The sequence below is a fragment of the Scandinavium lactucae genome (assembly GCF_033843265.1).
In the GTDB taxonomy this organism is placed as follows: domain Bacteria; phylum Pseudomonadota; class Gammaproteobacteria; order Enterobacterales; family Enterobacteriaceae; genus Scandinavium; species Scandinavium lactucae.
The window spans coordinates 219,609-242,680 of sequence record NZ_JAWXRD010000040.1 but is presented as its reverse complement, the minus strand read 5'-3'; the positions used below and the strand labels follow the sequence as shown (position 1 = coordinate 242,680).

The window sequence follows — 23,072 nt, the reverse complement described above, 5'->3', positions numbered from 1 at the left end:
GATCCTTTAAGCGCATTGGCTATTTGTGAAGCACATTCCAGATTTGCATCAATAGTATCAAATAATCCGTAGCCATGATGGCAACCCTTCTGAAATCGATTACATTTTTAATGATCTGTTAATGTAATCGATTACAAAAATAACCTCTTACCCTTAAATCAATACTCTGTCGTGGAGGATGTATGTCTTCTCATTCAGCCGTTGGAACTCAGGTACTTACCCATAAATGGGTGATCCCGCGCCTGTCGTTAATGATGTTTCTGGAATTTTTCGTCTGGGGTGCCTGGTACGTGACGCTGGGCGTGGTGATGGGCAAATACGGGCTGAGCGCGGTGATAGGGGATGCGTACTCCACCGGGCCAATCGCCTCGATCCTTTCGCCGTTCGTGCTTGGGATGCTGGTTGACCGTTTCTTTGCCTCGCAGAAAGTGTTAGGCATTCTGCATCTGGTTGGTGCGGCGCTGCTGTGGTGGCTGCCAGGCATGTTTGAAAGCGGGCAAAGCGGCCTGCTGTGGGTGGTTTTCGCCTACATGCTTTGCTATATGCCGACCATCGCACTCAGCAATAACGTCGCGTTCCACAGCCTGGCTAACAGCGAGAAGGGCTTCCCGATTGTGCGCGCCTTCGGCACCATCGGCTGGATTGTTGCCGGTCTGATTGTCGGGATGAGCGGGCTGTCTGACAGCACCGGGATATTTACCATGGCCGCGGTTGCCTCGGTGGTGTTGGGCATCTACAGCTTCACGCTGCCAAACACGCCAGCGCCGGATCGCGGCAAACCTCTCTCCATGCGTGACCTGGTCTGCGCCGATGCCTTCGCGCTGCTGAAGCAAAAGCACTTCATGGTGTTTATCATCTGCGCCACGCTGATCTCTATTCCGCTGGCCGCTTACTACGCCTACGCCGCGCCGTTTATCTCCGCGCTGGGCTTTGAAAACGTCAGCGGGGTAATGGCCTTCGGGCAGATGTCCGAGCTGCTGTTTATGCTGCTGATCCCGTTCTTCTTCCGCCGCCTGGGCATCAAAATGATGCTGCTGATCGGTATGTTGGCGTGGTTTGCGCGTTACGCCATGTTCGCGCTGAGCATTGCGGAGGAAACCCGCTGGATGATTTACATCGGCATCATCCTGCACGGGGTATGTTACGACTTCTTCTTCGTTATCGGCTTTATCTATACCGATAAAGTGGCGGGGGACAAGGTGAAAGGCCAGGCGCAGAGCCTGCTGGTGCTGTTCACCTACGGGCTGGGGATGCTCATCGGTTCACAGATCAGCGGCGCGGTGTTCAACCGCTCGGTCACCGCGCAGGGGGCCGAGGCGCTGGTTCAGTGGCAGCACTTCTGGTGGATGCCTGCCATCGCCGCAGTTGTTATCGCCGCGATCTTCTTCTTCACCTTCCATTACAAAGAAGGTGCGGATAATGGCAGATAGAGCACTCCGGGTGCTGGTAGTGGGCTGCGGCAATATGGGCGCAGCCCACGCTCTGGCTTATCAGGCGCTTCCGGAATTTATTCTCTGCGGGCTGGTCGCCCGTGGAGACTCCAAAAATCGTCTTCAGCGGCAGCTGGGGGCCGATCTCATGCTGTTCGATGATATGCAGGAGGCGATTAAACAGACACAGGCGGATGCGGTTTGTATCGCCACTTGGCCGGACACTCATGAAGCGCTGGCGCTGACGGCCCTGGCCGCCGGTTGCCATGTCTTTATCGAGAAACCCATTGCCATCACCGTCTCCGGTGCGAAACGTGTAGTGGCAACGGCCCAACTGGCAGGGAAAAAACTCGTCGTTGGCTACATTCTTCGTCATCACCCGATCTGGCAGCAGTTTATCGAGCTGGCACATACCCTCGGTAAACCGCTGGTGATGCGCATGAACCTCAACCAGCAGAGTGCCGGGGCCGCCTGGCACACCCACAAAATGCTGATGCAGTCGCTGTCGCCGATTGTGGACTGCGGCGTGCACTATCTGGACGTGATGTGCCAGATGACCCAGGCCAGCCCGCTGTCGGTCGGCGCTATCGGCGTGCGGTTAAGCGATGAAATTCCGGATAGACAGTTTAATTACGGCCAGCTCCAGGTGCGCTTTACCGATGGGTCGGTAGGCTGGTACGAGGCGGGCTGGGGGCCGATGATGAGCCAGACGGCGTTCTTTATTAAGGACGTTATTGGCCCGGAGGGTTCCGCCTCTATTGTTGCCCGTGAGGCGGGCGGTGAAGGGCAGTCCGCAAACGTTGAAGCGCATACCCGCACGGAGTCACTGCGTCTGCATCACTCCCGGCTAAATGCCGACGGCGAGTTTGCCCGAATGGATGAATGGATAAGCGCTGCCAGTGAACCCGACCATTTTGAACTCTGCCGCATGGAACAACAGTTCTTCGCCCGCGCAATTCTTGACGATAACGATTTAACCCAGCATCAGCAGCAGGCCATTGAGAGCCTGGCGGTGGTTCTGGCGGCTGACCTCGCGGCACGCGAGCAGCGCATGGTGAACATTCAGGAGGTTTCGTAATGAAAACGCTAAAAGGGCCATCCATTTTCCTTTCCCAGTTTATCGGTGACAGACCGCCGTTTAACTCGCTGGAAACTCTTGCGGCCTGGGCTGCCGGACTGGGCTACAAAGCGGTGCAGCTCCCGACGCATCTGCCGCATATATTCGATCTGTCCAAAGCCGCAGAAAGCAAAGACTACTGCGCGGAAATCAGCGGTACGCTGGCTAATGTCGGTCTGCAAGTCAGCGAGCTTTCAACGCATTTGCAGGGCCAACTGATTGCCGTGCATCCGGCTTACGACGCCGCGTTTGCTGGTTTTGCCCCACCTGAACTGGCGCACGATGCTCAGGCCCGCCAGCAGTGGGGCGTTGAAAGCCTGAAGCAGGCGGCGCGGGCTTCGCAAAACCTGGGCCTGAAGGCCCACGCCACGTTCTCCGGCGCGCTGGCCTGGCCTTATTTCTATCCGTGGCCACCGCGCAATGCCGTACTTATCGATGAGGCCTTTAAAGAGCTGGCAAACCGCTGGCGGCCCGTGCTGGATGTTTTTGACGAGGCTGGCGTCGACGTTTGTTATGAGCTACATCCCGGCGAAGATTTGCATGATGGCGTCACGTTCGAGCGTTTTCTGAAACTCGTTGATAACCATCCGCGTTGCAATATTCTTTTTGACCCAAGCCACATGTTGCTGCAGCACATGGACTACCTCGGCTTTATCGATCTTTATCACTCCCGTATTAAGGCCTTCCATGTAAAAGATGCGGAGTTTCAACGCTCTGCCCGCAGCGGCGTATATGCAGGATTCCAGCCGTGGGTTGAACGTCCAGGGCGTTTCCGTTCACTGGGCGACGGGCAGGTCGATTTTAAAGGCATTTTCAGCAGGCTGGCGCAGTACGACTACGAGGGGTGGGCTACGCTTGAGTGGGAGTGCTGTCTGAAATCGGGCGAAGCGGGCGCGCGCGAAGGGGCGACGTTTATCGCAGACCATATCATTCCCGTTGCTGACTACGCTTTTGACGATTTTGCGCATCACGACAGCGACACCGCCGCAGTGCGTAAAATGTTAGGACTGGAGGGGGAACGATGAAAAAACGTATACGTTTAGGCATGGTGGGCGGCGGTGAAGGTTCGTTTATTGGCGGCGTGCATCGCATCGCGGCGCGGCTGGACGATCAGTTTGAGCTGGTTGCGGGCGCGTTTTCCTCTTCGCCGGAGGTGGCAAAACGCAGCGGAGAAGCGCTGTTTGTCGAACCCGATCGCTGTTACGCAAGCTGGCAGGAGATGGCGGAACAAGAGGCCGTAAGATCGGACGGCATTGAAGCCGTTGCCATCGTCACGCCTAATTTCCTGCACGTTCCGATCGCCAAAGCGTTCGTTGAAAAGAAAATTCATGTCATCTGTGACAAGCCGTTGGGCGTCAGCCTTGCGGAAGGGGAAGCGCTGGCGTTTCTTATCAACCAGAGCGGCTCTCATTTTATTCTGACTCATAACTACAGCGCGCTGCCGATGGTGCGTGAGGCGAGGGCGCGCATCGCCAACAGCGAAATTGGCGACGTCCGCAACGTGGAAGTGGAATATTTGCAGGGCTGGCTAAACGACCGACTGGAATTAACGGGTAACAAGCAGGCCAGCTGGCGCGGCAAAGCGCAGTTTGCAGGGGCGGGTGCGATTGGCGACATTGGCACCCACGCCTGGCAACTGGCGGCGTTTGTCAGCGGTATGGAGCCTGAATCCATTCGCGGCGAGCTGCTGACCCGCATTGAAGGGCGCGAACTGGACGACGAAGTTTACGCCGAAATGCGTTATGCCAACGGCGCGCGGGGCCGCCTGTGGGCAAGCCAGGTTGCGCCGGGCTTTGAAAACGATCTGCGTCTGCGAATTGTGGGTAGTCGAGGCAGCATCTGCTTCCGCCAGCAACAGCCGGAGATTCTGGAAATCCATCCGTTGCACGGGAATAGCTACGTTGTCACGCGTAACGGCGTGAATAATCATGATTCAGTCCGCCATCAGTGCCGCACGCCTGCGGGTCACCCGGAGGGCTATCTGGAAGGTTTCGCGCAAATCTACCGTGAGGCGGCAACGAAAATTCGCGGTGGCACAACGCCGCTGCTGCCGGGAATTATGGAAGGGTTGTCCGGGATGCGCTTTATCGAAACCCTGCGCGCCAGCAGTGACCAGGGCGGGGTGTGGATGGACTGGTAGCTGAATTCATGTTCGTTTGGGAGGCTGTGTTGAACTCATTAAAAATAGTATAACCCAATTCGGAAAACCAAATTCGTCTTAACACAATGCGCCATCCCCGGCGAACATGTCATAATATCTTATGAGCTGTATGGTCGTTTTATTATAGATGTGATTTTACTTTTTTTGTTATCTTGAATTATATTGATAATGGATACACGATATGTTTATAAATAAACAGCGAATTGATATTTATAGAGACTCAATTACTACTGCACTTTTAAAAAAGACCGATAATAATAAACTTTCGAATAAGACTCTACATAAGCTTGTGAAAATTGCAAATTCTCACATTGGACTTACAAAAGCAGAAGCCAAAAAGGTATTTATTAAAAATCAAAAAATAGAAACAAATGCTTATTCGATGAAGTTGGCTTTTGAACTAAAGAAAGTGGCCTCTCAATGTTCAAACCACGAATTAAGAGATAGAATAGGGGCTTTCATCCAAAACTGCAACCCTACAACTTTTATCAAAACAGAACATAGTGTGCAGACAACGGCAATTAACCAAACCAAATATATGAGTTGTGCGGATTTTGTCGATGCATATTCTGATAGCATTGGCCCCACCATTGGTGAGGGGGCAGAAGCTATAGTTGTAGAAGATGCGAAAAATGACCATAAAGTATTAAAGATATTCTTTGATAACGTTGAAGAGAGTGAAATTATCAATCAAGCCAACTCATTCAACATGTTTTATGGTGAAAATACTGCTCATGTTATTTCCGGCAAAGCTATCCGTATGGATAAAATAGAAGGTGCTCCTTTATCTCAAATAAAAGACTTTCCAGCTGATGCCACTACTAACTTCATGGATCTTATTGCTGAAATGGTCACAAAACGTTGCGCTCCTTCTGATATGTCAGAAAATAACTTTCTCTATGATAAAGGAAAAAATAAATTTTTCCCTGTAGATATATCCACAAACAAAGAAAATAAAGTTGATAAGAATGGTTTAAAATATATTATGAATTACATCACAAACAAAAGTGTTGGTTAAAAATTCATCTCCAGTCCTTTAGTATTGCATTATCGAAAAAAAACACTTCAGGAGGAGGAAATGCCAAAGGTATTGAGGAACTAACCGATATATCGCCGGTGGCCTGGCAGCATATTTTGCTGACCGGGCATTACACTGTTCACCCGTCGGCGAAACTGGCTTTTATTACAAGCTGCAACTGAAGCAGCAATGGCCTGCGGTGCGGATGATGCAGGGAATAACATTATCCGCACCGTCACCGACATTCATGTTCGTTTGGGAGGGTGTTCCGACGGCGTCCTTTAACAAACGGCTGATTCGCATGTAAGTTCCTGGAAGAGAGGTGCTGATGAACTTACCTACAAAACCAATACAGTCAATTTAACATAATATACATTATGCGCACCAAGATTGTGGTAGCAAAGTTGTAATGTCCGCCATGGGCTAAGTTAAGATGTCCGTCACGTAGACTCACCATCGAGGGATTCTGATGACGGCTCATGCAGCGGAGTTTTTCACTTTGGACGAAGTTAACCGACTCAAAATCATTCAGGACGTTATCGACCGGCGTCTGACCACACGGATGGCCGCGCAGTGCTTGGGCATTTCCGATCGCCAGTGCCGACGCCTTCTGTCGCGTTACCGTGAATCTGGCACCAGCTGCCTGATGGCCTTGCACAGTACGCGCTCAATATTATTCGAGATCGCTATACCGACTTCGGACCGACGCTGGCGTGTGAGAAACTCGCAGAACTGCACGATGTTCACCTGTCCAAAGAGACTGTCCGTTCACTCATGGTCAAAGCCGGTCTCTGGATACCCCGCAAACAACGTGCGCCGAAAATTCAGCAGCCACGCTATCGACGGGCCTGTTGCGGCGAACTGATACAGATTGATGGCTGCGACCATCACTGGTTCGAGAACCGTGCGCCCGCCTGTACTGCTCTGGTCTACGTTGATGATGCGACGAGCCGCCTGATGCAGCTTCGTTTTGTTAAATCGGAATCGACCTTTACCTATTTTGAAGCCACCAGGGGGGCTATCTGGAAAAGCATGGCAAACCACTGGCATTGTACAGCGACAAAGCCAGCGTCTTCAGAATCAACAATAAAAATGCAACCGGTGGCGACGGCTATACCCAGTTTGGCCGTGCGATGCATGAGCTGAATATCCAGACTATCTGCGCTAATACAAGCTCAGCCAAAGGTCGCGTGGAACGCGCCCATCTGACGCTTCAGGATCGCCTAGTAAAGGAGCTCCGTCTCAGGGGAATTTCTTCTGTGGATGCAGCCAATGAATTTGCTGATGAGTTTATGGCTGATTACAACCGGCGCTTTGAAAAAGCTCCCCGTCATGACTTTGATGTTCACCGGCCACTTGAAACTGATGATGATCTGGCTGCATTTTTCACATGGCGAGAGCCGCGCCGTGTTTCAAAATCTCTGACGGTGCAGTATGACAAAGTGCTTTATCTGATTGAAGATAATGAGTTAAGCCGCAGGGCTATCGGGAAATATATCGAGGTCTGGCATTACCCGGATGGCCGGAAAGAACTCCGGCTAAACGGAGCCGTCCTTCCCTACTCCACATATGATCGTCTTCAGGAAATTGACCAGGGTGCTATCGTGGACAACAAACGCCTCGGGCGGACACTTGAATTTATCAAGCTTGTTCAGGATAAACGCGATAATAACCGTTCGCAGGCACTCCCTGCCGGAAATGGCCCCTCGCGGCGTCGCAGAAAACCAACTGAGAAGAAATCCCAGCGTTCACTAAATAGTGACGATATGCTTGATGCGTTGAAGACATTACAGTCCCGTTCTGAAGAAATCTTTGGTAAGAGAGAATAACTTCAGTGGTATGAAGTAATTCAGGGGCAAAAGCCCCTGTATTACTATCTTCGACTCATTGCCAATTTGGTGGCAAACGCTAGAAACAAGCACCCAGTGGCGCGATCCATCCATTTCACCACGACAGGCTTTTTCAACACACCTGAAGCATAGTGGGTAGCGGTAATGAGTGCCAGGGACCACAGCGTGCCAATCAATACGTGGATAGCAACCAGAAGGAATGTCCAGCCGATGGGGGAATGTCCGGTTGGGATAAATTGCGGCAAAAATGAGACATAAAAAACGCCCATTTTTGGGTTAAGCACATTCCCCAACATTCCTCGCAGGAACCAATTACTTGCAGGGTTAGTATTTTCCAGTCTCAAGTTGAATTGTTGTCGCGGGCGCAATAGCAGTTGAATGCCCAGCCAGAAAAGATATGTCGCTCCGCACCATTTCAGCAGTGTATAAGCCAACTCAGAAACTGCCAGTAAAGCCCCCAAACCAAAGGCCACCAAAGCCCCCCAGATAAAGCACCCTACATCAATACCTAACGCAGCATGAAAGGCTTTTCGGCCACCTTCAGCAGTAGCGGTACGGAGAATAAGTGCAGTATCAAGACCAGGCGTTAAGGCCAGGAGTGTTGCAGCGAGGGTGTAAGCAAGAAGTGAATCAGTGACAAGCATTTCCTATCTCCGAAAGAGATAAGGCTACTGAAATATTCACATACTTGCAACACGCATGACGGTCATTTCAACTTTGCTGGCAGACGGACATCTGAACTTAGCTTTGACAAGAATCCGACAGAATCCGGGGTTTTGTGGGCATCGTTATCGTTGGCCTGGTTGCTGACGGCCTCTGAAAGCTCTTTCTCCAGCGTTGATACCATCATGCATGCCATCTTATTGTTAGACTGCCCACCACGATTGGTTTTCCAGACATCGCGTTCTTACAGTGGCAAGTCGCTTTTACATCTAATGTAGCAATATAAAACCTCTGGCCTGCATGCCAGAGGTTTCCCTGTTGTCATTTAACCAATAATCCCACACCTAATCCGGCCATCAGCCCGCCACTACTCATTCTACGATTTCCGGGTGTGGGTAAGATAGGCCTGCACGGCGGTGCTGAATCCGGGGTTTTGTGGGCACGTTATGCCTGGTCGCTGATGGCTTCTGAAAGCGCTTTCTGCAGAAAATAGGACGACCATATTTTTCATCACTGCCACGGCTAAAATGATTTCTACTATCATTTCGTTAAGCACTCTGCGGTAAACCTTTTTGAGGCTATATGCGCTCTTTACGGAATTTGAATTACGCTCTTTTAGGGATAATGTGCATCTTCAGCCTTCCGTGCGCACTGTCTGCAACCCCGGTTCCTTTAACGCTGTTGTCTCACACATCGATACAGACTGAGGTATCCGGGCAAGCGCCTGGCGTCGCTCAATGGCTCAAGCAACATTCCACTTTACGGGTTGGCGTTTCGGCGTCGGCGCATCCGCCGTTTCAGCTTGATACAGACCCGGCAGATTTCGAAGGAATAACGGCAGATTATCTGGCGTTACTCGCACCGGCACTCGGCGTCACATTCCAGGTGTTGCAATATCCCAACCGCCAGGCGGCTATCGCGGCACTGGATTCGGCCGAAGTCGATATGATTACGGGAGACCCGACGCTGGCTGATGCACATCCTTCGCTGCTTGCCACAGACAGTTATTTGACCGACCGCGCGGTTTTGGTCGGTCAGTTGCCGGTACAGCAATCACAATTAGCCCCTTATAAGACCTTGGTCTACGTAGGCAATAATGCATTGCAGGCGGCACTGCACGAAGCCTATCCACAGCTCAAACTGATCGCCAGTCCCGATTATTACAACGCGTTCATGACCGTGATCAACGATGAAAGTGCGGCGATGTGGACCAACGCAATCACCGCTGAAGATCTCAATCGGCGAATGTTCGATAAGCGTCTGGTTATCTCGCGTAGTCACGCCCTGCCCGTTCAGGATCTCAAATTTATTACCCGGCGGGATCTGCCCCAGCTTGCCAGCGCAATTAATAAGGTTCTGAATAATATCAGCCCACAGACGCACAGTCTGATTGCTCAGACCTGGGGACTCAAAGCGGTGGCTCCTGCCCCACCTAAAGTGCCGGCATTGACCATCGAGGAAGCCGACTGGGTAGCGCTTCATCCGGAGCTGTCGGTGTTTGTGGTACACACGCACATCCCGCTGACGTACATTAACGACGATGGTGAAGAAAGCGGTTATGCCAGCGCGTTACTAAAAAAAATGGCGGCACAGAACGGAATCACTCTCCGCTGGCATGCGTTCCCAAACGTCATTGAAATGCGCAACGCGCTAAAAAAATCCCCTGACGCCTTAATTGCCGTCGCCGATGCCTCTGCCCATGAAGATCCGGATGTTATTTTTTCTCGGCCTTATCAAATTTCCAATTGGGTCCTGGTGACACGTAAAAGCTTCCCTCAGGTGAAATCATTGTCAGCCATGAATGGCAAAAAAGTCGCTGTTTTTACCGGCACCTATTATCTGCCCGCTTTGCGCAAACAGTTTCCAGAGGTGCAATTTGTTGAAGAAGATTTTTCGCTGGAAACCGCCCTGTCTCTGGTAACACACCGGATTGATGGCGCTATCGTGCCGCAAACCTCAGCCAGTTTTGTCCTGAAAAGTTATCTTGAAGACCGCTTTCGTATCGCGACGATCCTGCCTCTTCCACCACTGCGGCTGGCGATGGCGACCAGCGTCGCTAACCGCCCTTTACTCTCCATTATTGATAAAATGCTGCGCGAATTGCCCCCTCGCACCCTGGATGCCCAACTTAACGGTTGGCAGATGCGTTATGCCCTTGAGCGATTTGAAGCCTGGGGGCGTTATCGGACGACGCTTACCGTCGCGGCCGCGATAGTGCTGGTGATTGTGCTGATGCTGGCGTTTTATTACTGGCGAAACCGCTTTCTTAAACGGAATCTCGAAACCCAGCAGAAATTGCAAAATGAGTTGAAAGCCACTAAACGGCAGGTGGAGAAAGCCAGCGCCTCGAAAAGCGTATTTTTGTCACAGATGAGCCATGAAATCCGTACTCCACTCAATGCGCTTATTGGTTTGCTGGAGCTGGAGAATATGGGTAAATCCTCGCCGGAACAGCGACGCAATAATATCGCGGTAGCCTATGAATCGTCGAAATCGTTGCTGATGTTAGTTGGCGACATTCTCGATATGGCCAAAATCGAATCCGGCACCTTTTCGGTACGCCAGGTGCCGGTCTCTCTCGGTGAAATACTCAATAATGTCAGTACCTTGTTCCGTTATAGCGCGGAAGAAAAAGGTCTGACGCTGCTGACGCAGCTCGATGTACAGACCGACAGAATAATCTGCGACCCGCTGATGCTCACCCAAATCGCGTCCAATCTGCTCAGTAACGCCATTAAATTCACCCCGCAGGGTGAAGTCGAAATGATCATCTATCAGACGCGATCGTTACGCGGTACACACGCAGAATATGTGCTTGAAGTCTGTGACTCCGGGCCTGGGTTAACCCCGGAACAGCAAACCGCCATCTTTGAACCTTTTGTACAGGTTGACTCCGGCCAGACATCGCAAACGGGTACGGGCCTGGGTCTGAGCATATGCCGCCAATTGGCGGGGCTGCTCAACGGTGCGCTAGAGGTCGACAGCACGCCCGGAGAGGGCACGACGTTTATCTTCCGTTTCTCCGCGCCACCGGATATCGTTACCCCAGCGGGGACGCAGCAGCCAGGGATCATCCCTGCGACGACCGCCCGCAAAATACTGTTGGTAGATGACCACGCACCTAATCGGATGTTGTTGGCACAACAGCTAGAATACGCGGGTCACCACAGCGTGGCGGCTGAAAATGGTGCTCAGGCGCTGCGGCTTTGGCTGGAAGAGGATCCGCCGTTTGATACGGTGATAACCGACTGTAATATGCCCGGAATGAGCGGTTTTGAGCTGGTCAGGCAGCTTCGTGAACAAGAAAAACTGGCCGGGCGTGACCCGCAGCCCATGTTTGGCTTAACCGCGATGGCCGAACAAAAGGTGAAATCTCTCGCTGCACAGGCTGGGATGACCGATTGTCTGTTCAAGCCGGTGGAACTGGCGCGTCTGTTAGCTTGTATTGAGGGGGCTGAAAGCGCGCAGTCCCCTTCTTCTCAACTCGATTCTGGCGTTATTCTCAGCCTCGATAAGCTGGAGAAATTACAACCGGAGATGTTTAACACATTGATTTTGGCTGTCGTTAAGCAAAATGAGCAGGATATGTCGGCGTTGCAAGAGGCGATTGAGACTGAGGATTTTGCTGCTATTCGCCGCGCAGCCCATAGCCTGGTGGGGGGAGCGCATCTGATTGAAGCTGCCGGGCTGGCGCAAGCGTGTCAAGCCGTCGAAATTGCCGCGGAAGAAACAAATTTACCCCGAATTAAAACGCTCGCTGCCACATGCGTCACGCAGATTATGCAGCTCGACACCCAGTTAAAGCAGGTGCTGGATGATAATGAAAGGAACGATGCCCGTGAGTCATAAAAGCAGGTTTTTTGTATGAGCAAAATTTTCATAGTGGACGACCACCCAGTCTCGCAGCTTGCCGTCCAGGTGGTCGCCACCGGCAACGGCTACGAGGTGGTGGGAAGTTGTGATAACGGGCGCGATGCCCTGATATTCCTGCGCAGTAATCATGCCGATCTGGTGGTGATTGATATTGATATTCCCCCGCCGAACGGGCTGGAAGTGATAACCCGACTGCGACAGGACGGTTTTCCCGGCGGCATTCTGGTGCTGACTGCCCACAACGATCGCCACTTCATCGACCGTGCCAGAACCGCTGGAGCAAACGGATTTATCAGCAAAAACAATCATCTTGATCAACTGGCTGATGCATTTAAGGCGGTGATGAACGGTTATGACTTTTTCCCGCAGCGTCAGGCCGCTTCAGTGATGACCGCCGAACCGCAACCAGAACAGGAGCTGTTAAGCTTGCTGTCAAACCGGGAGTTGCAGGTGCTGGGCTACATTGCCCGGGGTGACATGCTGGTTGATATCGCGGAAAAACTGCATGTCAGTAATAAGTCGATCAGCACCTATAAAAGACGGATTATGACCAAGCTGGGAATGAGTAAAACGCTGGAAATGATCGAATTCGCCAAACGCAATCATTTGGCCTGAGGGATAGAGTCAGCGGATCGCGCGTTGGCGATCCGCTGGGCGGGCTACTGATAGGTGGTCGTGAAGGTCGCATTGGCGTTGGCACGGCCTGGCGTGATATCACTTCGGGTCTGGTAGTAACGCGCTTTCAGCGCAATAGCAAAGATCCCGTCGGTGCGGGTGGTGGCAATTTTGAGCATTTCACCGAGCGCAACCGGGATATCGTTATGCAGAATCTGCACCCCGACACCGCTGGCGGTCTGTCCGGCATCCGCCGGGTCGATATTCAGCACGCCGTGACTGGCATCTGCTGCCCCGGCACTGCCGGGCTCTAGCGTCAGGTTAATGTTGGTCGCCGCATCGCAGTTGAGGTTGATGGCAAAAGCGACATCCCCGGCGGTACTTCCCGCGCCTGAGAATTCCGTGTTTTTCGTTCTCCCCATATTGACGATGATATTACTGTTGGTGACCGAACAGGCCACCGTTTGCACCGTACCGCTGGCGAGGGTGTAATTCATGACCTGTGTTTGACCTGACACCAATGCCTGGGAAATTGCTCCGGTGGTTATTGGCCCGGAGCCGGTCACCGGTGCGATTTTAACCAACTGCAACTGATAATTGCCCCAACTGCCGCCACACAGTCGCCACCAGGTTGGCGAGCTGCGGCACGGGATGTTACTCACCCGTCGAGGCAGTGCTCCTGTACCGTAGCGTCCTGCTGTGGACCCAGCCCCAGGGGTGACAATGCGGAAAGCTAAACCCATGACGCCTGACTGATAGAGAGTCTCGGCGTTATAACTAACGGGGGTGTAACCGCCGCCACCTGCCGCCCATTGGGTGACGAATGAAGACGTTGTACACTCGATAAAATCATTGCGACTGCCAAGCGCGTTATTACTTAACGTTGCCACCACGCTGCCCACCGGGGCATCACGCTGGACCACGACGTGACCCAAATTAAGGGCAACGCTGTCGCTGGCCGTGAATCGAGCATCCATAAACGTACACGAGGCCATCGCCCCTTTCGCGGCCAATAGCAGTAAACCCCCGACGACTATTTGCATCCGTATTCTTTTCATCATCACTGTCTTCATCACTGATAAGTCATTGTAAAAGTGGCATTGGCATTGGCTTTACCCGGCGTCACTGCGGGCTGTGTCTGGTAATAACGCGCCTTCAACGGGACCGCATAGGGACCATCGGCGGTTGGACGCCCCACCACTATCCGTGAGCCGAGAGCCACAGGGGCGTTATTGAACAACACCTGCACGCCCACTCCGCTGGCGTTATCGGCTGTTCCGGCATTATCCAGATTCAGTATGCCGTTGGTGGCATCGGCTGCCCCGGCGCTACCAGCATCGATCCGCATGTTGATATTGGCGGAAGCATCGCAATTGAGGGCGATGGTAAAATCTGCATCCCCGCTGGTGCTCCCCGGGCCGCTGAAATCCGTGTTTTTCGCCGTCCCCATATTGACCGTAATATTGCTGTTGGTGACAGAACAGGCCACAGTCTGCACCGTACCGCTTGCAATGGCGTATTCCAGAATATTGGTTTGACCAACGATCAGCGCCCTTGTCAGGGTGCCAGTGGTCACGGGGCCTGAGCCTGTGGTCTGCGCCACTTTCACTAACTGAAGTTGATAATTCCCCCAGGTACCGCCACATAAACGCCACCAGTTGCTGCCGCTGTTACATGCAGTATTGGATATTTGACGGGGTAACGGACCGGTGCCATAACGTCCGGCGGTACTGCCTGCCCCTGGCGTCACGATTCTGAATGCCAGCCCTGGTACCCCGGACTGATAAAGGGTCTGACCGCCATAGACCACCGGCGCGAATCCTGCGCCTACAGCCCACTGCGTCTGAAAGCCGGTGGCATTACATTCGATAAAGTTGTTACGCCCGCCCAGCACGCTGTTGTTGGTGCTCCACACCACGCTCCCCATCGGCGCATCCCGCTGCACGGTCACTGTGCCCAGGCTCAGTTGTACCGCATCATTTGGCGTAAACCGGCTGTCCATAAAGCTGCAGGTTGCCAGAGCGCCTTTAGACACGACCAACAGCAGCAAACAGGAAAGCACTCGGCTTTGTACTAATTTCTTCATTAACGTTTTCATTGTTGCTTTGCCTTATTCATTGCGTGCTCAGCGGCACTGACCGTTTACCATCTGAATACCTGCACCTTCGTCCGTTTCGCTGAGGCGGTACGACACCCGGCATTGACGATCGGCTTCGCTACCCCACTGAACCTTAAGTGTTCCCTTGCTTTGCAGACCGGCGAGGTACACCTGCCCCCCATCGCCCACAATGCTGCTCCCGGCATCGGAATCGGCTTCATTTACCACCGTCGCGCCAAACGGGACGGCTTTGCCGTCGGCCCGGGTGAGGTTCATCAACACCCGTTGTCCTATCTGAGCACGATATTCGGCGCGCACGATGGCCCCGCGGGTAGGCACCACGCTGCGGCTGGTCTGTTTGAGGTCGACGTTTTCTGCCAGCGTTTCGGTACTCAGCGTGACGTCATTCCGGCGGTATGGCATCAGGTTCGGCACCAGTGCATAACCGCGATAGTCCGTGCTGACCCCGGTCTGGTTATTGATCCCGATACCGGAGGCGTCAGGGACTTTGACCAGACCGAACGTTTCGCCCATGCTCTGCCCGGCGGTAATGCCATCGGCATGCGCAACGATAGCGCCCTGCAGGCCGTAATTAAGGTTGCGCTGCCCCTTGCTGTAGCTGTAACCGCCGTTTACTTCGCCATAGGTGCCACGATAATTAGCGCTGGCGTAGCCGCTGCTTCCCTGCCCGTTCGAGGCGTATCCTTGGGTCACGTTCCAGTTAAGATTGTTGTCCTCAAGCGCGGTCCCGTTCAGTCCTACCGTGTTGACCGTTCCCCGGTCGCGACTGCTGCTCACGTTGTAACTGGCGTAGGTTTTGCTCAGCCAGCGGTCGAGTGGAATGCTCAGGTTCAGGGAGACCACATCGTCCCGCTCATAGGTTTTACCAGCGCTGTTTTCACCGGCTCCGGTGGATGTCGTATTGCGGTTCATCGCGTAATTGAGGCTGTAGCTGATGCCACTCCAGCTATTGTTATACCCAAGGTTCCACGACGACGTTTTACGAGTATTTCCCCAGTAATCTTCGCTGACCGCCCCCACCGACAGGTATCCGCGATTGTCGCCCAAGTCCTGACTGAGCGTCAGTTCGGCGCGGTTGCGTTTACGGTCATTGCGCAACCTGTACGGATTGTCGCTATAGGTTTCGAGCACCTCGGAAAGGGTGTAAAACCCGGCGGTAGAATAGCGATAGCCCGCAATAGCCAGATGTGTCCCGGTTTCGGCCAGACTTTTGCTGTAACGCACTCGCCACGATTGCCCCTGACGCGTCTCTTCATCTTTTGCTGAGCCCCACGATTGCGTAAGGTCGGCAGATATTGCTCCGAACGTGCCGAGATTTTGACCGATCCCGGCTGCTGCCGAGCGGTAATGCTCTGCCGCCTGCGCACCGGTATATAGCGTTAAGCCTTTGCCAACGCCGTAGATGGCGGTTCCCTGTGCGAAAGGCGTTTTCTCCACGCTGTTGTCATAGGCTCGGTACTGGCCGCCGGTGACGCTGAAGCGCAGCCGCCCTTCGCGCTGCAACACCGGTAATGAGGCAAACGGCACGACCATGCTTTGTTCACTGCCGTCGGCTTCTTTCACTGTGACATACAGATCACCGCTGCCACCGGTCGGATACATATCCGTGATTTCAAAAGCGCCAGCCGGGACGGTGGTCTGATAAATCACGTAGCCATTCTGGCGGATGATCACCTGAGCACTGTTGCTGCGGGCTATCCCACGCACTACCGGCGCATAGCCACGCTGACTTTCCGGTAACATTTCATCATCGGAAGCCAGCTGCGCGCCCCGGAACGGAACGCTGTCGAAAACGTCAGACGGTGCCAGGCTTTCGCCGAGGGTCAGCTGACTTTTCAACGGCACAATGCTGCGCTGCGCATAGCTGTATATCGTGCTCCACTTGTCGCCTTCGTCGCTGTTACTGCGTGACCAGGTGGTGTAATTGCGAAAGCGCCACGCGCCGAGGTTAAGACCCGGGCGCAGGTTAAGATACTGGCTGCTGCCGGTGCCGCCCTGCTGATGTTCAACTTCGCTCACCCCGCTGAAGCTGTAATTGAGCAGCGCCGCATTGATCCCCTCATCCCACTGTGACGGCGGCACGTAGCCACGGATACGCGGGTTGACGACCGCCTGCGGAATAGAAATATCCAGACGCTGGGCGCTAAAAACGAACTCAGCCGAGGCGTCAGGGATCGCAGTAAGAACCACACATTTGGCCCCGTCTGGCTGCAAATCAGGGAAGGATTCGACCTTCACGCCGTACCCCGCCAATTCGCCAACATCAAGACAAGGCTGTAACCCTTTATCTGGCGTCTGAAAAAACGTGACTTCCCGGCTGTCTACCATTTCGTTATTGAGATAGATGTCGACGGGATAGCGCCCTGGTAACTGCCCGCCATTTTCAAAGGCAGACAAATCAGGCGCAGTACCGCCCTCGCCTGTTTGCTCTAACAGCGCCGGATTAAAATAATCCTTTGCCTGTGCAGTCAGGGAAGGCAGGAGCAACGCAACGGCAATCGCTAAGGATGTCGGGCGAAAGTCAGGACGTTTTTTTGCAGATTGAGTTAAACGGCACATTATTTTTTCCAGCGGTCAGTTTCCGGGGCGTTAAAGAGAAGTCTTGTGAACTGCGCCAACAGCGCCGTAATCACTGATCACTTTCCATTCGACCTGATTACCGCGAGCATCTGACGGCAGAGGGAAGAAAGCGGTCGCATGCGGGGCCACGTACGTGACCTTTTCAAGCGGACGTCCGTTCAGGCTGACGGACTGAAAATTGATGTAATACGGCGTCGGATTGTTCACGGACAGCCGGTCCCCTTGGCGGGTCCATTTCAGCGCACTGCTGGCATTTTCCGGGGTTGAATTTTTCAATGCCTGTGGTCGATAAATCAGCTTGATCCGCGTATTGACCGCCAGCTGTAAGGTGTTGTCAGAGCGAGACGGATCGGCGGTTGGGATCGACTTGATGTTCAGCCAGTACAGCGTTTCACGATCGCTGGCGAGCGCACCATTGGCCTGCATAATCCGCAGGGTATTTTTCTGATTACCGTCCAGACGGAATAACGGCGGGGTCACAATGAAGCTGCTTTTATCACTCTGCCCTGCTTCGTTTTCCACCCATGACTGGATGAGATACGGCGATGAATCCGGGTTTTCCAGTCCAATGGACGCCTCTTTTTTTCCCCCGTCATAGATGACACGGGTTCCGCCGACCACTACGCCAGCCTGCGCGATACTGCTACTGGCGAGAAAACTGGCGAACAGCAGCGTTGAGATTTTTGTCGTCACGTTGAAGACTCCTGGGTAAAAAAAGCCGGCCTTTGGGCCGGCTCTAAAGGTGACGGCAGAACGGTCTGCCCTTGCTGAATCAGTTGTAAACCACGCTGAAAGTCGCGGTAGCGTTAGCCGGACCTGCGGTAACGGCAGCGGCCTTGGCAACGTAAGCGGCGTTAAATTTCAAGGTATTAGTGCCGGTTTGCGACAGCGTGGTGCTTTGTGACTGCGTGAACAAAGGCAGCACGCTGTTATCTGCATTACGGATCTGGATCCCGACACCGGTCGCTACGCCAGCGCCCTGAGTCAGTTCCAGCGCACTGTTGTCACCCTGATAAGGCGTCCCATCGAATTTCACCGATGCTGAGCTGACGCTGGCCGGACAGCTGGTCAAATCAATCTGGAACGCGGTCGCACCCGCGGTATCACCTGCACCAGTGAAGGCTTTGTCGCTGATTTGACCCAAGTTAACGGTCTGGTTAGCGCTCGATGGCGAAACAGTACACGCGGCATCAATAATTTCGCCGTTGAACTGAATTGTGCCGTCTGCTGCATTTGCCGCTGAAACGGATGCACCACAAATTACTGAAACTAATGCAAGGGCGTGCAGTTGCTTTTTCATAAAACAATTTCCTGTAAGTAAATTAAGTGTTGTTGCTTACCGGTTAATCCCGATGTTTTACAAAGCGCGTCATTTTATTACGCATTAAGCATCTTGCCCGGTAATTAAGTTCGCTTTGTGAGACCTACTATACTCGTCAGAAATAATTAAACATTGAGAATAGCCGTCGGCGCGTGTAATCCAATCTGACATCGCCTGTAATCCAATGACTACAAAGTTCGCGAAATACAACCAGAATTAAGCGCAGTCAGTGCTATCAAGGGTCGCAGGCTGTCATCCTTTCCTGTAAGGCGTCACGCAAAACCCGAAATGGTTATTTACGTTAATTTTTAAATTCGTATTTATGATTGATTTTAATATGGCTTCTATGTCAGCATTTAAAAAGCACACAACCTCAGGGGCTTTCATGGCAAATATACTTATCATTGACGACCACCCGATGGTTCGTCTGGCAATTCGCATGTTATTAGAAAAAGACCAGCACCATATTGTGGCGGAATGTGGTGATGGAATGGAGGCCTATAGATTGACGCAAAGACTCCAGCCAGAAATTGTCGTTGTCGATTTAGATATTCCTGGCCTAAGCGGTGTGGAATTAATTGACCGACTGCGGAAGTCTGGATTTAACGGCAGAATGTTAGTTCTGACCGGACGCGACGATGAGCATTATCTCAGCCGATGTATCCACACTGGCGCTGACGGCTTTGTCGGTAAAAGCAATAACCTCGACGAATTGCGAGACGCGGTAAAAGCCGTGGAACGCGGTTACGGTTATTTTCCCCTTCGTCGACTGTCTGAAACCGGGCGTAAAGCGCCGGTCTGGGAAACCGATGTGGTGAAGACGCTCTCTAACCGGGAACTGCAGGTGCTGCACTATCTGGCCCTGGGGCTGAAGATTAACCAGATCGCCGAGAATATGTTTATCAGCAATAAAACGGTCAGTACTTACAAGACCCGACTGCTGAATAAACTGCAGATCAGCAACACGGTCGGGCTGGTGGATTTTGCTCGCCGCCACAATCTGGACTAAACGATGAAGTTTCTCAGCCCGCTACTTATCGTACTCTTACTGTTAATTTCAGCACGCGCACAAGCCACTGTTCCGGCCGATCAGCTACAGCTCATTAGCCGGGAAAGCTACGATCGAACCGTATTTACGCTCGACGATGCTGACTGGCGCTGGCTCGGGAATAAACGCGTATTGAAAGTGGCGGTCTGGTTGCCGGAGATCCCGCCGCTCTATCTGTATACCGGCGAGGGGCGATATGAAGGCATGATCGCCGATTATATCGCCCTACTTGGGGATTATCTTGGCCTGCGGGTTGATGTTCAGGCTTACGCCAACCGCGATGCCGCCCTCGCCGCGCTGGCACATAAGCAAGTCGATGTCGTGGCCGACTCGTCGGCAAAAGCATTACCCTTCAATGATGTCCTGATCTCCTCATCCAATTTTATCAGCGATCATCCGGTGTTAGTGCATCGCAAAAATTCGCAAAATGCGCCCTTTCGTTATGAGAAAGGCATGAAACTGGCTATCGCCCGCTGGTATGTGGACGACAGTTGGATCGAACAAAATTTTCCGGGCGCGACCCTCATCCATTATGAAACCGACGATCTGGCCATGGCCTCTGTTGCTTTCGGCGAGAACGATTTCTACATCGGAAATCTGGTAACCACCTCGTACCTTCTTGAGCGTAACTACCCGCACTTTCTGGTTTTTCAGCAGGTCTATCCGGAGCGCGATACCGGCAGCCATTTTGTGATGCGCAAGGAGAATACACCGCTGATTCGTTCTATTGAACGCGTACTTCAGGCCATTCCACGCACCCAGAATCAGGTGATTTTGCAACAATGGAGCGCCGGAGCAAATCTGTGGAAAGTGAGCAAAAAAGTTGAATTTACGGCTGCCGAGAAGCGATGGCTGGCAGAAAATCCATCGGTCAAAGTCGCGGTAAATGCGTTCTATGCGCCGTTTACCATGATTGATGCCAGCGGCAGTTTTTATGGCGTGACCGCCGATATTCTGCGGATGATCCGCCTGCGTACTGGATTACATTTCGAACCGGTTTCTGCGGATTCCGTCGAAGTCATGGATGAGCAGATAGCTAGCCAGAAAGCGCTGTTCATCGGAGCGGTCAGTCAAAGCGAAGAACGCAATCAGAATTTATTATTCTCGCGGCCCTATTTCAGCTCGCCATTTGTGCTGGTTGAATCGGTAAACAAGGATTACCCCGCCCTTTTGCCCCCCGGTACACGGGTGGCGGTGGTTAAAAAAAACACCCTGATCCCTGAACTGCGCCGTAATAATCCGGGGATCAAGATCATTGAAACGACGAATGCCAGTATCGCGATGCAAATGGTCGATGATGGCAACGCGGATGTGGCCGTTCACACCCTATTCGGTGCCAGTTACATGATTGAACGCTACTTCCGCGATCGCCTGAAAATTAACGGCAGGATCGGCGAACAGAGCGCCAAAATCGCCTTTGCGGTATCGCGCTCGCAACCGGAACTGCAAAGCATCATCAATAAATCCCTGGAGAATATCTCCCCGGCGGATATCAGCCGGGTCATCGACAAATGGCAAACCCGACCGGATGTGCGGCTCGATACCTGGGAATTGTATAAAACACGTTTCTGGCTGGTATTCGGGGTGGCGGGCGTGACCATCCTGACGTCACTTATCTGGATTTATTATCTGCGACGGGAGATTGGTGCCCGCAAACTGGCACAGCAAAAGTTGCAGTCTCAGCTGGAGTACAACGAAACGTTGACTCATGCCCTGTCAGAAGAAACGGAACGTGCCGAACAGGCTAATCGTGCCAAAAGTACCTTCCTCGCTACCATGAGTCATGAAATACGCACCCCGGTGAGTGCGATTATTGGCTTACTTGAACTGACAGTGAATACCTCGGGAAAGGAACTCGATGAGGACGATCCGCTCAGGGTCGCGTGGGAATCAGCCCGTTCGTTAATGGGGCTGATAGGCGACATTCTGGACATGGCGCGAATTGAATCCGGGCGGCTGGAGCTGACGCCTGAATGGGTCAGAACCACGGAACTGTTGCCGCCGGTGGTGCGGGTGTTCGAAGGGCTGGCGCGGCAGAAATCTTTGCGGCTGCACTGTTCAATGCCACCGCAAATGCCTTATCAGGTACTTATCGATCCGCTGCGCTTTCGCCAGGTGTTGTCCAACCTGGTCAGTAACGCCATTAAGTTTACCGAGCAAGGCAATATCAGCGTAGAAATGGTGTTAGCCGAAGAAGCCCATTCGACAGCCACCCTGTTACAGGTGAGCGTCACGGATACCGGGAAAGGCATATCGTGGGAAGAACAGAAAGATATTTTTGACCCGTGGGTACAAGCTAAAAATGGCCCGGTGCTCAGCGGATCAGGCCTGGGTCTGGCGATTTGTGCTCAACTTGTCCACATGATGGGCGGCACCATCGCCATGACCAGCGCCACGGGCAAAGGCACGCGGGTCAGTTTTACCGTACCGGGGATGATGCGCGATAAACAGTCGGAGATACCGCAGCGTGAAGCTAACGACACATCGATTATCCATGTGCCGCTAAGGATCCTCGCCGTGGACGATCATCCTGCCAACCGGATGTTGCTCAGACGCCAGTTAACCCATCTCGGTCATCGGGTGACCGAAGCGTGTGATGGGGCCGAAGCCTGGGCCATCTGGCAGGTGGAGCCGTTTGATATGGTCATCACCGATTGCAGTATGCCGGGTATGGATGGTCTGGCGCTTACCCGATTGATCCGCGAAAGCCCGGGGGGATCGGTCGCTATTCTTGGGCTGACGGCCAATGCCTGGCCAGAGGAGCGGGCTCGCTGTCTGGCCGCAGGAATGAACGAATGCTTATTCAAGCCGTTGCAGCTCGCGCAGCTTAAAATCCTGCTTAACGAGGTGGTGAAGAATCTACCCGGTCACGGCGCTGAGAAGGACCTGCTGCGCCAGCTGGTTGATTACCAAAAGCTTGAGGAACTAAGCAATTATGACGATGAAATGCTCCGCGAACTATTGACCCTGACTCTACACAGCAACCGGGATGACCAGCGACTCGCCAGGGATTTACTCGAGTTGCAGGACTGGCCTGAACTGGCCAAATGCATACATCGCATTTCCGGTGCAGCGCAAATTTGCGGAGCTCAGGGGGTGGTCGTCACCTGTCGAGAGCTTGAGGCTGCCTGTCTCCTGCCCGAGCAGTCAGAAACGGTCATTCTGCCACTGTGGTTAAAGGCGAATGACGCCCTGAGTGAATTTAACCAGGCGCTGGAAGGCTGGTTGTTCGATAACGGCGCTGATCTTGTATCCGCGTAATTGAGTCCTTTTAATG

Annotated in this window: 18 protein-coding genes and 1 pseudogene; 11 read left to right on the top strand and 8 right to left on the bottom strand. The window is 52.9% G+C overall.

From position 1 onward, the window contains the following. Positions 1-182: 182 nt before the first annotated feature. The 5 genes from SIK69_RS18845 to SIK69_RS18825 all read left to right on the top strand — a co-directional run bounded on the left by SIK69_RS18845 (position 183) and on the right by SIK69_RS18825 (position 5,726). On the top strand, positions 183-1,430 hold the full coding sequence (locus SIK69_RS18845; protein ID WP_319786782.1) for an MFS transporter: 1,248 nt from the start codon (positions 183-185) through the stop codon (positions 1,428-1,430). Beyond that, positions 1,420-2,508, top strand: a complete 1,089-nt coding sequence (locus SIK69_RS18840) for a Gfo/Idh/MocA family protein (RefSeq protein WP_319630327.1) — start codon at positions 1,420-1,422, stop codon at positions 2,506-2,508. Before SIK69_RS18845 ends, SIK69_RS18840 begins: the two co-directional genes overlap by 11 nt. Then, positions 2,508-3,572 carry a sugar phosphate isomerase/epimerase family protein gene (locus tag SIK69_RS18835; protein ID WP_319630328.1) on the top strand — a complete coding sequence of 355 codons (1,065 nt, stop codon included), beginning with the start codon at positions 2,508-2,510 and terminating at the stop codon, positions 3,570-3,572. Before SIK69_RS18840 ends, SIK69_RS18835 begins: the two co-directional genes overlap by 1 nt. Then, complete coding sequence (locus SIK69_RS18830; RefSeq protein WP_319630329.1) at positions 3,569-4,687, top strand: Gfo/Idh/MocA family protein; 1,119 nt, start codon at positions 3,569-3,571, stop codon at positions 4,685-4,687. Before SIK69_RS18835 ends, SIK69_RS18830 begins: the two co-directional genes overlap by 4 nt. 202 nt (positions 4,688-4,889) lie before the next feature. Then, positions 4,890-5,726, top strand: coding sequence for an OspG family effector kinase (locus SIK69_RS18825; RefSeq protein WP_319786781.1), 837 nt, complete (start codon positions 4,890-4,892; stop codon positions 5,724-5,726). Between the two features lie 493 nt (positions 5,727-6,219). Here the strand turns inward: SIK69_RS18825 and SIK69_RS18820 are convergent. Further along, a pseudogene (locus SIK69_RS18820) lies at positions 6,220-6,324 on the bottom strand (hypothetical protein); the annotation flags it as partial. Here SIK69_RS18820 and SIK69_RS23025 point away from each other — a divergent pair. Further along, the gene (locus SIK69_RS23025) at positions 6,277-6,591 is read left to right on the top strand and encodes a hypothetical protein (RefSeq protein ID WP_510467973.1); all 315 of its coding nucleotides are present in this window, start codon (positions 6,277-6,279) and stop codon (positions 6,589-6,591) included. The pseudogene SIK69_RS18820 and the gene SIK69_RS23025 overlap by 48 nt on opposite strands. A gap of 184 nt (positions 6,592-6,775) precedes the next feature. Then, entirely contained in the window at positions 6,776-7,555 is a 780-nt protein-coding gene (locus SIK69_RS23020) for a transposase family protein (RefSeq protein WP_510467974.1), read from the top strand. 44 nt (positions 7,556-7,599) lie between these two features. On the opposite strand, the gene SIK69_RS18810 is transcribed toward SIK69_RS23020, so the two are convergent. Both SIK69_RS18810 and SIK69_RS18805 read right to left on the bottom strand, forming a co-directional pair. Beyond that, on the bottom strand, positions 7,600-8,220 hold the full coding sequence (locus SIK69_RS18810) for a LysE family translocator (RefSeq protein WP_319786780.1): 621 nt from the start codon (positions 8,218-8,220) through the stop codon (positions 7,600-7,602). 62 nt (positions 8,221-8,282) lie between these two features. After that, entirely contained in the window at positions 8,283-8,426 is a 144-nt protein-coding gene (locus SIK69_RS18805; RefSeq protein ID WP_319786779.1) for a hypothetical protein, read from the bottom strand. 494 nt (positions 8,427-8,920) lie between these two features. Here SIK69_RS18805 and SIK69_RS18800 point away from each other — a divergent pair, with 494 nt between their 5' ends. Both SIK69_RS18800 and SIK69_RS18795 read left to right on the top strand, forming a co-directional pair. Continuing rightward, positions 8,921-12,088: an ATP-binding protein gene (locus SIK69_RS18800; RefSeq protein WP_319786778.1), complete on the top strand. Its 3,168-nt coding sequence runs from the start codon at positions 8,921-8,923 to the stop codon at positions 12,086-12,088. A gap of 15 nt (positions 12,089-12,103) precedes the next feature. Then, the gene (locus SIK69_RS18795; RefSeq protein ID WP_319630338.1) at positions 12,104-12,727 is read left to right on the top strand and encodes a response regulator; all 624 of its coding nucleotides are present in this window, start codon (positions 12,104-12,106) and stop codon (positions 12,725-12,727) included. A 44-nt stretch (positions 12,728-12,771) separates the two neighbouring features. On the opposite strand, the gene SIK69_RS18790 is transcribed toward SIK69_RS18795, so the two are convergent. From SIK69_RS18790 to SIK69_RS18770, 5 genes are all read right to left on the bottom strand, one after another. After that, positions 12,772-13,788, bottom strand: coding sequence for a fimbrial protein (locus SIK69_RS18790; protein ID WP_319786777.1), 1,017 nt, complete (start codon positions 13,786-13,788; stop codon positions 12,772-12,774). A gap of 11 nt (positions 13,789-13,799) precedes the next feature. Beyond that, positions 13,800-14,813 carry a fimbrial protein gene (locus SIK69_RS18785; protein ID WP_319630340.1) on the bottom strand — a complete coding sequence of 338 codons (1,014 nt, stop codon included), beginning with the start codon at positions 14,811-14,813 and terminating at the stop codon, positions 13,800-13,802. A 39-nt stretch (positions 14,814-14,852) separates the two neighbouring features. Continuing rightward, a complete protein-coding gene (locus SIK69_RS18780; protein ID WP_319786776.1) occupies positions 14,853-17,405 on the bottom strand; it encodes a fimbria/pilus outer membrane usher protein in 2,553 nt (850 codons plus the stop codon). A 30-nt stretch (positions 17,406-17,435) separates the two neighbouring features. Continuing rightward, the gene (locus SIK69_RS18775; protein ID WP_319786775.1) at positions 17,436-18,119 is read right to left on the bottom strand and encodes a fimbrial biogenesis chaperone; all 684 of its coding nucleotides are present in this window, start codon (positions 18,117-18,119) and stop codon (positions 17,436-17,438) included. A 79-nt stretch (positions 18,120-18,198) separates the two neighbouring features. Then, complete coding sequence (locus SIK69_RS18770; protein WP_319630343.1) at positions 18,199-18,726, bottom strand: fimbrial protein; 528 nt, start codon at positions 18,724-18,726, stop codon at positions 18,199-18,201. 406 nt (positions 18,727-19,132) lie between these two features. Between SIK69_RS18770 and SIK69_RS18765 the strand changes: the two genes are divergently transcribed. Both SIK69_RS18765 and SIK69_RS18760 read left to right on the top strand, forming a co-directional pair. Beyond that, on the top strand, positions 19,133-19,756 hold the full coding sequence (locus tag SIK69_RS18765) for a response regulator (RefSeq protein ID WP_319786774.1): 624 nt from the start codon (positions 19,133-19,135) through the stop codon (positions 19,754-19,756). A gap of 3 nt (positions 19,757-19,759) precedes the next feature. Further along, a complete protein-coding gene (locus SIK69_RS18760) occupies positions 19,760-23,056 on the top strand; it encodes a response regulator (RefSeq protein WP_319786773.1) in 3,297 nt (1,098 codons plus the stop codon). Positions 23,057-23,072: the final 16 nt, after the last annotated feature.